This window comes from Pseudoalteromonas espejiana DSM 9414 (assembly GCF_002221525.1).
GTDB classification, from domain to species: Bacteria; Pseudomonadota; Gammaproteobacteria; order Enterobacterales; family Alteromonadaceae; genus Pseudoalteromonas; species Pseudoalteromonas espejiana.
Window position 1 is genome coordinate 3,006,786 of record NZ_CP011028.1, and the last position, 14,531, is coordinate 3,021,316.

Sequence of the window (14,531 nt, forward strand, 5' to 3'; positions counted from 1 at the left end):
TACCTTAGAGTAGTACTTTACAAGCAAGCAAAGCTGTAAGTACGTTATAATTTGCTTGAAAAACGATAACCTGCGCCACGTACAGTTTGTACTAAACGGTCATGTCCAAGTGGTGCAATCGCTTTACGCAAGCGACGAATATGCACATCAACAGTACGGTCTTCTACGTAAACATTAGTTCCCCACACATGATCTAGCAGCTGCTCACGGCTATAAACACGCTCTGGATGAGTCATAAAAAAATGTAATAATCTAAATTCTGTAGGCCCCATATCAAGCTCGCTACCCTCAGAGGTTACACGGTGTGATATTGGGTCTAAACGCAGGCCATGCACTTCAATGGCCTCTTCTAAAGAGGTTGGCGATACACGACGAATAACCGCTTTAATACGCGCCATTAATTCTTTAGGAGAAAATGGTTTAGTTACGTAGTCATCTGCGCCTACTTCTAGTCCGCGTACTTTGTCTTCTTCTTCACCGCGGGCCGTCAGCATAATAATTGGAATTTGACGGGTATATTCGCTTTGCTTAAATTGCTTAGCAATTTGAATACCGCTACCGCCAGGTAACATCCAATCAAGTAAAACCATATCTGGGTACGGTTCGACCATGGCTGCAATGGCAGAGTCGTAATCTTCTGCTTCAATTGCCTGAAATCCATTTTGCTCTAATACAAAAACTAACATCTCTCTGATAGGAGCTTCATCATCTACGACTAGTACTTTACGTGACATTCCAAATTATCTCTTACGCTATCGAATTAGTTTTCATTATTATGACTAAGTATGACATTTTTATGAAAGTGTAACGTGTAAATTAAAATCATGGTAAAAAAAACACAAATTTGTGACAAAACTTCCCATTAAGGTCATATTTTTAAAAGTATTTTGATTATTTATACAGTTAAAAACATATTTAAAAACGATTACAGTTTTATTTCGTGTGGCTATAAATTGGATCTTTTTGATGGATCATTGCTTTACTAACTTAACTGGCAAACTTTATTTTTTGCAAAATATTAGTAAATACAGCTAAGCATTCGCTCAAAAATAGATCGGTTTTTTACTAAGGGCTATGTGAAAGATCAGAGTTTTACCAAGCAGATCGGTTTTGAGATCACAGTTATACTTAGTCAAATCGCTAAGTAACTGATTAGTTGTTTAAATAAAAAACGATCAGATTATTTATAGCTCAAAATCAGCCTTAAAATTGGCGGCGCTTAGTAAATTAATGATCCAAAAAATACATGTGTTAGTAAATGCGTGATCCCAAATAACCGGGTTAGTAATACAGTGATCTCAGCATAATAAAATTGATAGCCATTAAAAAAGCCAGCAACTAAGTTACTGGCTTTTAAATAAATTGCTTACAAAGTGGTGTTATCTAATTTTTGGGTCTAGTTCGCCGCTTAAGTATTTAAGGTGCATGTCGTCCAGTGAAATTGGCTTAATTTTACCAGCCTGTCCTGCTGTACCAAACGAGTTGTAACGCGCTACACATATCTCTGTCATCGCTTTGGTCGCTTCAGCTAGGTATTTACGCGGGTCAAAGTTAGATGGGTTAAGCGCCATATGGCGGCGAATAGCACCGGTAGACGCTAAACGTAAGTCTGTATCTATATTTACTTTACGTACGCCGAATTTGATCCCTTCTACAATTTGCTCTACTGGCACACCGTAGGTTTCAGGAATTTCACCACCGTATTGGTTTATGATCTCCAACCAGTCTTGCGGCACCGACGACGATCCGTGCATTACTAAATGCGTATCAGGAATACGTGCATGGATCTCTTTAATACGATCAATCGCTAAAATGTCATCTGTTGGCGGGCGCGTAAACTTGTAAGCCCCGTGCGAAGTACCGCAAGCAATAGCCAGCGCATCAACATGGGTTTTATTTACAAAGTCAGCGGCTTCTTCAGGGTCGGTAAGCATTTGGTCAGTAGTAAGCTTTCCTTCTGCGCCTACACCATCTTCTTCGCCCGCTTCACCTGTTTCAAGTGAGCCAAGTACACCTAACTCGCCTTCAACCGACACACCACAGGCGTGCGCCATAGCAACGGTTTCGCGTGTTACATCTACATTGTATTCGTAGCTTGAAGGGGTTTTTCCATCAGTCATTAGTGAGCCATCCATCATTACTGATGAAAAGCCAAGTTGAATTGAGCGTTGGCAAACACCTGGCGAGGTGCCGTGATCTTGATGCATTACTACAGGAATGTGCGGCCATTCTTCAACGGCTGCTAAAATCATGTGGCGGATAAATGGAGCACCAGCGTAAGCACGTGCGCCTGCTGATCCTTGAACAATTACTGGGCTGTTTGTTTTATCAGCCGCTTCCATTATTGCGCGCATTTGCTCTTGGTTATTCACGTTAAAGGCTGGAACGCCGTAACCGTGTTCAGCTGCATGATCTAAAAGTTGTCGCATACTGATTAAAGCCATTGGGTATTCTCCAATTTATCGACAGCAGTCTCCTGCCATCTAGTTTGAACGGATTTGTTAGTTTGGCGCAATCACTGCGCCACGAACCATCACAACTAAAGCTGCAAAGTTTCGTCATAATTAACTATTAAATAAGGGTGAGAGGTATTTAATAATTAATCGTTGGTGAGGGTTTCCCCTCACCATACACGGCTAAATTTATTTAGCGCGCGACTCTAGCATTTCTACTGCTGGAAGTTTCTTGCCTTCTAAAAACTCTAAGAACGCACCACCCCCAGTTGAAATGTAAGATACTTTATCGGCAATGCCGTACTTATCAATAGCAGCTAAAGTGTCGCCACCACCTGCAATTGAAAACGCGTTTGAATTTGCAATTGCTTGTGCAATAGCACGTGTGCCATTACCAAACTGATCAAACTCAAATACGCCAACAGGGCCATTCCATACTACAGTACCTGCGTTTGCTATAATTTTAGCAAGCTGGTTAGCTGTATCTGGTCCAATATCAAAAATCATGTCATCGCTTGTTACTTCGCTTACATCTTTAAGCGTAGCAACTGCTGAGTCTGAAAACTCATTACCAACAACTACATCGGTAGGAACCGGAATTTCGCCATCGTTTTGTTTAGCTGCTGCACATAAACGGTTTGCTTCATCCATTAAATCAGCTTCATATAGTGATTTACCAACCGGGTGGCCCGCAGCTGCAATAAAGGTATTGGCAATACCGCCACCTGTTACTAGCTGATCAACAATTGTTGAAAGCGAGTCTAAAACAGTTAATTTAGTCGATACTTTAGAACCACCAACAATGGCCACTAATGGGCGAGCTGGGTTATCAAGTGCTTTACCTAATGCTTCAAGCTCAGCTGAAAGTAAAGGGCCTGCACACGCTACATCGGCAAATAAGCCAACGCCATGTGTAGAGGCTTGTGCACGGTGAGCCGTACCAAATGCATCCATTACATATACATCACACAGTGCTGCAAGTTGTTTTGATAACGCTTCATCGTTCTTCTTTTCGCCTTTGTTAAAGCGCACATTTTCAAACACAACAACTTCGTTATCGGCAACTTCAACGCCGTTTAAGTAGTCTTTTTCAAGGCGTACAGTTTGCTCAAGTGCATCGTTTAGGTAATCGGCTACAGGGGCAAGCGAAAACTCATCATCGTACTCGCCTTCTGTTGGGCGGCCAAGGTGTGACATAACCATTACTTTAGCGCCTTTTTCAAGGGCTAGCTTAATAGTAGGCAGTGCAGCACGAATACGCGCATCTGAGGTCACTTTACCTGCTTTAACTGGTACATTTAAATCTTCACGAATTAATACGCGCTTGCCGTTTAAATCTAAATCTGCCATTTTTATGACCGACATAACATCTCCTTAGTTAACGATACTTGAACCTGAAAAATAAATTTTAAAATTATTATAAAATACGTTTACTTAGCCATCATCGCACGTGCTGTATCTAGCATGCGATTGGCAAAACCCCACTCATTGTCACACCAAACAAGTAACTTTATCAGCCTTTTATGACTAACACGTGTCTGCGTGCCATCAATAATACAAGAATGCGGGTCGTGATTAAAATCAACCGATACCAGTGGCTCTTCGGTGTAACTTAAAATACCTTCTAAGCGGTCTTTTGCTTGTGCTTTAAGTGCATTATTAACCGCGTTTAAATCTACATCGGCGTTTACTGTAACACTTAAATCCATCGCTGTTACGTTAATCGTTGGTACGCGAACCGCGATGGCTTCAAAGCGACCTTTAAATTTTGGCAAAATACGGTCTATACCACGCGCAAGCTTTGTATCTACAGGAATAATAGACTGACTCGCAGCGCGAGTACGGCGTAAATCATGATGATACGCATCAATTACTTGTTGATCGTTCATTGAAGCATGAATAGTAGTAATAGCGCCCGACTCAATGCCAAACGCATCATCTAGCACTTTAATAACGGGTACCACACAGTTAGTGGTACACGAGCCATTTGATACAATAGTGTGTTCGGTTTTAAGCTCATCGTCGTTAATGCCATACACAATAGTGGCATCTACGTCGTTATCAGCTGGATGAGAAAACAACACCTTTTTAGCACCCGCGGTAATATGTAATTGTGCATGCTCACGCGAGTGATAAACACCGGTACATTCAAGTACTACATCTACATCAAGGGTTTGCCAAGGTAATTCTACTGGGTTTTCTTCACAAAATAGTGCAATGGTATCGCCTGCAACACTAATGGTGTCTTCACCAAGCTTTACAGGAAAAGAAAAACGACCGTGGGATGTGTCGTATTTTAATAAATGAGCAATAGCTTCAGGGTCAGCAAGTTCGTTAATCGCAACAACTTTTATCTCGTCGCTCAAACCTGACTCGTACAACGCGCGGACAATATTTCGACCAATACGACCAAAACCATTTATTGCAAGTTTGATTGCCATGAAATATAAAATCCACTCTCTTTACGTGCAGACAAAGGCATCAATGCCTTTTAGATGGCTGTATTGTAATCGACCTTGAACATTTTTATAAGAGGGAGCGATTAGAAACTTTAAATTAATAAACCTTTTAATATCAATATTAATAAGCAAAATTAGTTAACAGCATTTATATCCTTCTAATTAAACAATAAAAGTCTTAGTCCTTTAGTCTAATTTATAGAATTAACATTGAATTTTAATCTAATCGGGTTATGTTATTAAAATCAAAAAATTTACCTTTTCTTAAAAGTAAATTATCAAAATAAAAGATCATTTATCTAAACTTTAGGTTAGAAAATAAAATGACAACACACACAAAAATTATCATTGCAGATGATCACCCCCTGTTTAGGCAAGCATTGTCGCTAATGCTTACCTCAAGCTTTACTGACTCTTCATTGCTTGAGGCACAAACTATCGCCGAACTAGAACAAGCACTTATTGATACACCCGACATCGACCTTATTTTATTAGATTTAGATATACCCGGTGCGGAGGGGTTTAATACACTTAATAACATTCGCCTTAAATACCCCCATATCGCGGTAGTAGTTATCTCTGGGTTTGAAGAGTCTGAAACCATTAATAAGGCAATAGAATTTGGGGCTGCTGGTTTCATACCTAAATCCACTCCCGTTAACGACATGGTAGCTGCACTTAATAGCATTATTAATGGTGAGCTTTGGGTTCCCGCTTATGCATTAAAACAAGGATCTCAGCAAGATAAAGAAGAAAGTAAAATTTCAACACTCACCAATCAACAACGAAAAATACTCTTTATGCTGGCTGATGGGCTACTCAATAAACAAATTGCGTATGACCTAAACCTGTCTGAATCGACAATAAAGAGCCATGTGAGTACCATTTTTTTAAAGCTGGGTGTTAAAAACCGTACTCAAGCCGTTATTTTGCTAAACCACCATAAGCATGAACATGACTTTTTTACTCATAACACACCTTAAAGAAATGTATCGGATATATAATTTTTTTCTAATCGCTTAGTTAAAAGCGAACTCATCAGCGCTCTTAATGCAATAGGTTTAACTATTTTACGCAAATATCCGATATCAGCATTCTGCGCCTGTTTTTGCACTGACTCATCCATAGTGGCTGTAATGAGAATTGCAGGTAATGGATACGGGCTTACTGCGCGTATAGCTTGAATCAGCTCAATACCATTGTAATAGCGAACGTGAGCAGGGCTGTGTTTTTGGGCCCCGAGTAATCCCGTGCTCGTTTGTGAATCACATGCGGGTATAGCTTCATCTGTTAGCTGATAATCAACCAGTAATATATCAATATCTTCCTCGTGGCTCTTGTAAATAGACATAGCCTGTTGAGCATTTGAGGCTAATAGCACATTACACTTCCATGCTGATAGTAAATCCTTCATACCAGCCGTCACGCTTTCCTCATTGTCTATACACAGCACACACACGCCTTGTAAGCTGTTACTCGCCTGTGTAGGTTTAGGCTCTGCAAGCTTAACCTCTGACGCTAAAGGCACTTCTACACTAAACGCACTGCCACAATTTACCTTAGAGAGTAGCCCAAGCTTATGATTGAGTATTTCAGCTAAACTTTTTGCAATATTTAAGCCTAAACCAAGCCCTTTTGGACCCACCAGCTTGGTTGATAATTGTGTAAATTGTTCAAACACTTGCTGTTGTTTTTCGTATGGGATCCCGGGGCCATTATCAATTACTTGTATGCACAGGTTTTGCCCTTTCCTGCGACAACCTAACAATACTTTCCCATCGTGTGCATAACGAAAAGCATTACTTAAAAAGTTTTGTACAATTCGAGCAAGTAACGTTAAGTCACTTTTTATATACACCTTACTCGAAGCACATCTAAAATCTATTGCGTAATCGTGCGTTAAAGCTGAAAACTCAAGCTTTAACATAGAGAATAGTTTTTCAATAGGAAATACACTGATATCAGGGGTTATATTACCGCTTTCAATACGTGCTATTTCGTTTAAATCGAGTAAAAGATTATTAGCAATCTCTAACGAGTTATCTATTTGCTTAATTTGCATTCGCTCTTGCGCAGATACCTTGGCGCTTAAACTTACCGCAGATGAAAACAAACGAGCAGCAGAAAGTGGCTGTAATAAATCGTGGCTACATGCTCTTAAGTATTGGCTTTTTTTAAGGTGGGCTTGCTCTGCTTTTAGTTGTGCTGCTACAAGTTCTTGATTCGCTTTTTCGAGTTCAACATTCGCTTGTTCTAACTCTTTAGTACGTGCTAAAACGCGGCTTTCTAAGTCTGTATTTTCTTCTTTTAGGTATTTTTCGGCTTTTCTAAATTCTGTAATATCTGTAAAAATCATTACAAAGCCCCCGCCTGGGATCGGGTTTCCTTCAATATTAATAATTTTATCATTAAGTAAACGCCGCTCAGACTGATGCCTACTTCCTGCTTTTAAATACCCTAAACGTTTATTTACCTGAGCCTCAATATCACACACATATCGCTTTTGATTTGTAAGGTTGTATCTAATAAGTTCACTGATAGGGCAACCAATATATATAAAATCCTTTGGGTAATTAAAAATATCTAGGTATTGCTTATTCCAAGCCACTAAATTTAAGTCGCCATCAATCACTGAAATGCCTTCACTGGTATTTTCAATGGCGCCTTGTAAAACTGAGCGACTAAACTCAAGCTGCTGAGTAGAATTATCTTCTACAATTTTTGCCACTTGGTCAAAAGCCATATCGCGCCCACCTAAACCAAAAGACAATACAAGTTTAGCTGACGCAGCCCCAAGCACAGGTGCCAAAGTATTCTCAGCATGAAATAGTAATGCTTCATTGTAGGTTTTATGCTTTTTATCTTTGTGCAGTATATTGAATTGTGCAAAACACTGTTTTGACTTTTCAAAACCAATAAAGCGGGCCAAAAGCAGTTCAAGTTCACTTATATCTACCTTTGGTTGTTTAGGAAAATGCCTATGGTGGTTTTTACCTGTATCGTAAAAAAACTTACTCTGCATTTCTTCGCGGATGTTTTGTCGGGTCAGCAATGACACTATAAATAATACGCTTATATTTAGGCTTAACCCTATTAAGGTCATTACCGTGGTTTTAGGCCAAGTCGTGTTACTAAATAAGTGTTCGTAAAAACCAAGCTGCGGGAGTAAATTGCCAAATCCCCAAATTAGAAAGCCGCAACTTATCCCCCAAAAAACGCCCTTTTGAGTGGCTCTTGGCCAGAAAAAAGCAGCTATCAATGCAGGTCCAATTTGCGCAATAGCGCCAAAAGCAATTTCACCCAATGATGATAACGCGCCAGGCGGAGAAATAAGCAACATACCAAGGCTTAATGCTATTACAACAACCACTAACGCCTTACGAATAAATAAAAGCCGTGATTGAAAATGCAAATAATCGTGGTTTTTCCTGGGTGAAAATTTAAATATAAGCGGGAAGACAATTTCATTGCTCAACATCGTACTCAACGCGATGGTTGATACAATAACCATGGAACTTGCTGCAGAAACAGCCCCTAAAAACGCAAATAACGACAACCACACCTGCCCATAATAGGCGGGTAAAAATAATACATAAGCATCTGCATTTAACGACTCCGCATAATTTAAAGTGCCCGCTAAACCAATAGGCCCTGCAAAAAATGCAAATACTAAAATGTAAGCAGGTAACAACCAACGCGCTAAGCTACTTGTTTTTCTATCTTTTATTTCAACAAACATGACTTGAAACTGCCGCGGTAAACATAAGCACGCTGACATAACAATAAATAGTAAACCAAACATACCTACCAAATTACTTGGTTCAAATTGCTGCGCTAAAGAAACATGCCCTTTTGACTTTTCTAAAATTTCTAAAGGTGAGTCATAAATTACAAACGATACAAAAAGCCCCACAAGTAAAAATGCAATCAGTTTAACGGCTGACTCAAATGCAATAGCTATCATCACTCCTGGGTGGCGCTCTGTTACATCAATCGTTCTAATACCAAAAATAATTGTAAAGCCAGTTAAAATCACACTAACAATTAAACCTAGCTGCCAAACGGGCAGATCCTGACTTTCTTGCAAGATAATATATGAGTCAATAATTGCTTTTAGTTGTAAGGCTATATAGGGCAAAGTGCCTATTAACGCGACTAGCGTAATAATAAGTGCCAAACTTTGTGACTTGCCAAAACGGGCAGAGAGTAAATCGGCTATTGAGTTTGTTTTTAGTTGCAGGCTCGTTTTTATAATCCGCTGTATAAAAGGCCAAGCAAATATAAATAATAAGATAGGGGCTAAATAAACAGGAATATAATTAAAAGAGCCGCTAGCAGCCTGTGCAGATGTTCCTAAAAAACCCCACGATGTACAGTATACACCCAGCGATAGCGCATAAATAATCGCATGCTGTTTAGCAACTAATTTATGACGATACTTCCCGCCTAAAAAAGCGATTAAAAACAGTAAGCTTATATAGCCAATGCTTACACTTATTAGCAACCAGTTAGAAAACATAATGAGCTTCTTGTCCGTGCTTTTTAGCACATTTTTTATTATTAGTAGAAGTGGGAGTTACCCTTTTTACATCCTGAATTTAACCATATAGCACCCAACTAAAGAACTAGACTAAAGGACTAAACGATAGGTGCTAAGTCTTATTACTAATTGTTGCTTTGTTCGGTTTACTTACTATTAGCTGAACAACTAATACAAGGGAATAAGCTAGATGTTCGATTCAAAATATAAAAAACTACTACTGGCATCTTCGTTACTAACTGCAAGTTCAGCCGCTTTTGCCGGCTACGAAATCAAACTAACAGAAAACGATAAACTCACATTTGGTGGCTATATAAAAATAGACTCTCGGTATGTTGATGGGGATGTAGCTTATCGTGATTTTTGGATTGGGGATGGTGCAGCGCTTGAAGAAGACGCCTCTCAGTTTAAAATTTTTGCTAATGAAACCCGTTTCAACACCAAGTATGTCCATGGCGATGTGACCGGCTTTATTGAAATGGATTTTAACGGTGGTGGTGGTAACGAAATAATATCGAACTCTGCAAACCCACGTATACGTCACGCTTTTATAAACTATCAAGACCTCACTGTTGGCCAAACGTGGTCAACGTTTATGAATACCAGTGCAATTCCAGAAGCAGCCGATTTTGCAGGTGCTACCACAGGGCTGGTGTTTATTCGCCAAGGGCAAGTGCGTTATAACATGGGTAATTTTCAACTGTCGCTAGAAAACCCAGAAACATGGGGCGGCGATACCTCTAACGACAAACTACCCGATTTAGTCGCTCGCTATAACTTTAAAGATGATTGGGGCAACGTATCAGTATCGGCCCTTGCGCGTCAGCTTAACACTCTCTCAGGTGAGCAAGAATCTGCTTTTGGTATGTCTGTGGCAGGTTTAGTTAAAACAACTGGCAAAGATGATCTACGTTTTCAATTTCACAAAGGTGAGCTTGGTCGCTATGTCGGCGCTGCTGCTGCAAAAGATGTATACGATAACGAAGTTGAAGATCTCACCTCAGTACTCATAGCATACCGCCACTTTTGGACAGATACACTTCGTTCAAGCGTGCTCTACGGAAAAGTTGAAGGTGATGTGTCTGAGCGCGAACGTACTCAATGGGGCGTTAACGTATTTCAAAATTTAACCAAAGATTTAGTGGTGGGCTTTGAAGTAGGTAACTTCTGTATGGATGAACAAGATAAAGACTCTAACTACGTTCAAGCCACATTGAGATTTGCACTTTAAGCCACTTTACCTCTAATGCTTAGCACCGCGTAACACTCCCAACCAATGTTGCGTTTGGGAGGAGAATACTCTCCTCCCCTTTTTACATTAGAGACAGTCAATCCGAAAAATTTGGAGAGCAGCAATGACAGCTTCAATACTTAATGTAGAAAACATATCACTTGCTTTTGGTGGGGTTAAAGCCTTAACCGATGTGAGCTTTTCTGTTAAAGAAGGGTCTGTTTTTTCGATTATTGGCCCTAATGGGGCCGGTAAAACCTCAATGTTAAATTGTATTTCAGGGCGCTATACCCCTAATAGCGGTAACATTTTTTTTAATAATAAAAACGTAACGAGTTTGCAGCCAAACGACCGCGCCGATTTAGGGATGGGTCGAACATTTCAAAACCTCGCTTTATTTGGTCATATGTCGGTATTAGACAACATTATGGTTGGCCGTCATCACTTATTAAAAAATAATTGGCTAACGGGTCCATTATATTGGGCATCCGGTGCGCAAAAAGAGGAACTTGAACACAGACGAAAAGTTGAAGAAGTCATCGACTTTTTAGAAATATCCCACATCCGCAAATCCATAGCAGGCACCCTATCTTATGGTTTACGCAAACGCGTAGAGCTTGCAAGAGCAATGGCCCTCAATCCTAAACTTATTCTACTCGACGAGCCAATGGCAGGCATGAACCTAGAAGAAAAAGAAGATATGGCTAGGTACATTCTTGACCTTAATGAAGAGTTTGGGATCACCGTTGTCATGATTGAACACGACATGGGCGTGGTGATGGATATTTCCCATGAAGTAATGGTTTTAGATTTTGGTAAAAACTTAATTTGCGCCAAACCAGAACAAGTAATGGCAGACCCATACGTAAAACGTGCCTATTTAGGACTCGAAGAAGCCGATAGCGAACCTGAAGAAGTTAACACATTAGAGGAAGTAAGCTAATGACTCACCATGATTCAATTAATGATTTTGAAATGGCCGAACTCAATACCTTTCCTAAAATATTACAGTTTAATGCCCAGCAATGGCCTCATGAAACAGCCATGCGAGAAAAAGAATTTGGTATATGGAATGAATTTACATGGGAAGATTATAACAACCGAGTAAAGTGGCTCACACTTGCATTGCTAGATAAAGGTGTAAATAAGGGTGATGCAATTGCCTTGCTTGGCGATAATCGCCCTGAATGGGTGTGGGGAGAAGTAGCTGCGCACGCAATGCGATGCCACTCTTTAGGTATTTACCAAGATTCAATGCATGAAGAAGTGGCCTACTTACTCCAAAGTAGTCATGCCACGGTTGTAATAGCTGAAGATGAAGAACAGTGCGATAAATTACTCGAACTAGGCGATGAAATTTCACACGTTAAATTTATTGTTTACTGCGACCCTAGAGGCATGCGCAAATACAACGATGAGCGCTTAATTGACGTAAATTCGCTGTATACACTTGGCCAAACCATAGATAACAGTGAACCTAATCGCTACCCACAACTAATTGAAGCAACCTCCCCAGACGACATAGCAATTTACTGTACAACATCCGGCACTACTTCAAAGCCTAAAATAGCACTACTCAATGGTGGTAATTTTGTTAAACATTGCAGCTCTTACTTAAGAGCTGATCCACGCCAGCCAGGCGATAACTACGTATCGGTATTACCTCTGCCTTGGATAATGGAGCAAGTTTATGCTGTTGGCCAAGCACTTATTGCACGTCAAATAGTTAACTTTGTTGAAGAGCAACAAACATTAATGTCTGATCTTAGAGAAATAGGCCCAAGCTTTGTATTACTTGCCCCACGAGTATGGGAAGGAATTTTAGCGGATGTTCAAGCTCGGATGATGGACTCAACACCATTAAAAAGAAAACTATTTTCTTTTGCCATGAGCATTGCCGAAAAAAGCCAGCTTAAAGGTAAAAAATCGTGGTTTGCAGAGCTTATTTTAATGAGAGCGCTTAGAGACAGACTCGGCTTTTCATATTTAAAATCGGCAGCAACAGGCGGGGCTGCAATGGGCCCAGACACGTTTAGGTTTTTTCAAACCATTGGTGTGCCGTTAAGGCAACTTTATGGGCAAACCGAAATGTGTGGTGCTTATACAATTCATCATCAAAACGATGTTGATTACGACAGTGTTGGCTTTGCGTTCGATAACGCAAAAATTAAGGTGATTAACGAGGATGAAGCCGGTGTTGGCGAAATCGTTGCTAAAACAGTGGGTATGTTTACCGGCTATCTTAATAACCAAGATGCATACAACGAAGATGTTAAAGATGGATGGATGCAAACAGGCGATGCAGGCTACTTTAAGCCTTCAGGGCACTTGGTTGTTATCGATCGAATAAAAGACTTAGCATGCACAAATAACGGCGTTCAATACTCACCGCAATACATTGAAAATAAATTGAAGTTTTCGTCATTTATTGGCGAAGCCGTCATATTAGGTAAAAACAAACCTTATTTATCAGCCATCATTTGTATTCGTTTTAGTATCGTTGCTAAATGGGCAGAACAAAACGGTTACTCATTCACAAATTACACTAACTTATCTACCCACCCTGAAGTTTATAAAAAGCTCAGTGAAGAAATACAACGTGTTAATGAATCACTCCCTGACGCTCAAAAAATACATAAGTTTTTACTGCTTTATAAAGAGCTTGATGCTGATGATGGAGAGCTTACACGTACGCGTAAAGTAAGACGCAGCGTTATTGCCCAAAAGTATGGCGATATCATAGATGCGATATACCAAGATCAAAATATAGTTGATATTGATACCGTTATTGTATTTCAAGATGGCACTAAAACACGCATTCAAACTCAACTTAAAATCCAATCTCTTATTAATACTCCCACAGTCACCCCCGTGGCAAACACTCACACTGAAGCACAACGGAGAGCATCATGAACTTTGAATTACTCATTCAGTTAATCATTAATGGGCTTATTGTCGGCTTGTTGTATGGCGTCGTCGGTATGTGTTTTGTTTTAGTTTATAAGTCGACACAAATTGTAAACTTTGCACAAGGCGAATTTTTACTTGTCGGTGCCTGGGTATGCTGGAGCGTACTTATTTACTTAGAGCTGCCCTTTATTGTTGGCTTTTTGCTCACAATGGCGTTTATGGCGGCCTTTGGTATTTTAATTCAAATGATTGTTTTACGCCCTATGATTGGCGAGCCAATTATTTCAGTCATTATGGTTACAATTGGTTTATCTATCTTTTTTCAAGCGTTGATGAAGTGGATTTTTGGTGTGTCAGCGCAAAGTTACCCGCAAGTATTTGATGCACAAAGCATTCAAATTTTTGGCCTAAATATAGAGTCAGCCTACTTAATGAGTACGGTTATAGCCTTAATTATTATGGTTGCATTTTACCTCTTTTTTAAACATTCAAAATATGGCCTCGCTATGCGAGCCACTGCATTTAATCAGCAAATTGCACAAAGCTTAGGTATTTCCGTTAAACAAGTGTTTGCTATGAGCTGGGGCATTGCGGCAACGGTATCAGCAACAGCCGGTATTGTAATAGGGATGGTTAACGGGGTTTCAAGTTCTCTATCAATGATGGGGATTAAAGTGTTCCCAGCCGTTATTTTAGGTGGCCTCGACTCGATTGTAGGTGCAATTGTGGGTGGCTTAACAATTGGAGTGCTGGAAAACTTAGCTGAGTTTTTTGATAGCCAATACCTTCATGTTGGCAACATGTACGACATAGCGCCATTTTACGTCCTTCTCATCATACTTTGGTTTAAACCTTATGGTTTATTTGGAACTAAAGATATTGAACGAATTTAAGAGCTTACATTTAGCGACGCGCTGTAAAAATACAGCGCAATGCGC

The 14,531-nt window shown here is 39.9% G+C and carries 10 protein-coding genes; 5 read left to right on the plus strand and 5 right to left on the minus strand.

Features of this window, described 5'->3' with window-relative positions; genetic code table 11:
- Positions 1-44 precede the first annotated feature (44 nt).
- The 4 genes from phoB to epd all read right to left on the minus strand — a co-directional run bounded on the left by phoB (position 45) and on the right by epd (position 4,894).
- Positions 45-734: a phosphate regulon transcriptional regulator PhoB gene (gene phoB, locus PESP_RS13650; RefSeq protein WP_004586083.1), complete on the minus strand. Its 690-nt coding sequence runs from the start codon at positions 732-734 to the stop codon at positions 45-47.
- Positions 735-1,379: 645 nt separating this feature from the next.
- On the minus strand, positions 1,380-2,444 hold the full coding sequence (gene fba, locus PESP_RS13655) for a class II fructose-bisphosphate aldolase (protein ID WP_089348516.1): 1,065 nt from the start codon (positions 2,442-2,444) through the stop codon (positions 1,380-1,382).
- A gap of 198 nt (positions 2,445-2,642) precedes the next feature.
- Positions 2,643-3,818 carry a phosphoglycerate kinase gene (locus PESP_RS13660; protein WP_089348517.1) on the minus strand — a complete coding sequence of 392 codons (1,176 nt, stop codon included), beginning with the start codon at positions 3,816-3,818 and terminating at the stop codon, positions 2,643-2,645.
- A 65-nt stretch (positions 3,819-3,883) separates the two neighbouring features.
- Entirely contained in the window at positions 3,884-4,894 is a 1,011-nt protein-coding gene (gene epd, locus PESP_RS13665; protein ID WP_089348518.1) for an erythrose-4-phosphate dehydrogenase, read from the minus strand.
- A gap of 341 nt (positions 4,895-5,235) precedes the next feature.
- Here epd and PESP_RS13670 point away from each other — a divergent pair, with 341 nt between their 5' ends.
- Positions 5,236-5,895 carry a response regulator transcription factor gene (locus tag PESP_RS13670; RefSeq protein WP_089348519.1) on the plus strand — a complete coding sequence of 220 codons (660 nt, stop codon included), beginning with the start codon at positions 5,236-5,238 and terminating at the stop codon, positions 5,893-5,895.
- Here the strand turns inward: PESP_RS13670 and PESP_RS13675 are convergent.
- Positions 5,892-9,431: a hybrid sensor histidine kinase/response regulator gene (locus PESP_RS13675; protein WP_089348520.1), complete on the minus strand. Its 3,540-nt coding sequence runs from the start codon at positions 9,429-9,431 to the stop codon at positions 5,892-5,894. The genes PESP_RS13670 and PESP_RS13675 overlap by 4 nt on opposite strands.
- 211 nt (positions 9,432-9,642) lie before the next feature.
- Between PESP_RS13675 and PESP_RS13680 the strand changes: the two genes are divergently transcribed.
- The 4 genes from PESP_RS13680 to PESP_RS13695 all read left to right on the plus strand — a co-directional run bounded on the left by PESP_RS13680 (position 9,643) and on the right by PESP_RS13695 (position 14,486).
- On the plus strand, positions 9,643-10,683 hold the full coding sequence (locus tag PESP_RS13680) for a DcaP family trimeric outer membrane transporter (protein ID WP_089348521.1): 1,041 nt from the start codon (positions 9,643-9,645) through the stop codon (positions 10,681-10,683).
- Positions 10,684-10,807: 124 nt separating this feature from the next.
- The gene (locus tag PESP_RS13685; protein WP_006791862.1) at positions 10,808-11,626 is read left to right on the plus strand and encodes an ABC transporter ATP-binding protein; all 819 of its coding nucleotides are present in this window, start codon (positions 10,808-10,810) and stop codon (positions 11,624-11,626) included.
- On the plus strand, positions 11,626-13,596 hold the full coding sequence (locus PESP_RS13690) for a long-chain fatty acid--CoA ligase (RefSeq protein ID WP_089348522.1): 1,971 nt from the start codon (positions 11,626-11,628) through the stop codon (positions 13,594-13,596). The genes PESP_RS13685 and PESP_RS13690 overlap by 1 nt, the downstream gene beginning before the upstream one ends.
- Positions 13,593-14,486, plus strand: coding sequence for a branched-chain amino acid ABC transporter permease (locus PESP_RS13695; RefSeq protein ID WP_006791860.1), 894 nt, complete (start codon positions 13,593-13,595; stop codon positions 14,484-14,486). Before PESP_RS13690 ends, PESP_RS13695 begins: the two co-directional genes overlap by 4 nt.
- Positions 14,487-14,531 lie beyond the last annotated feature (45 nt).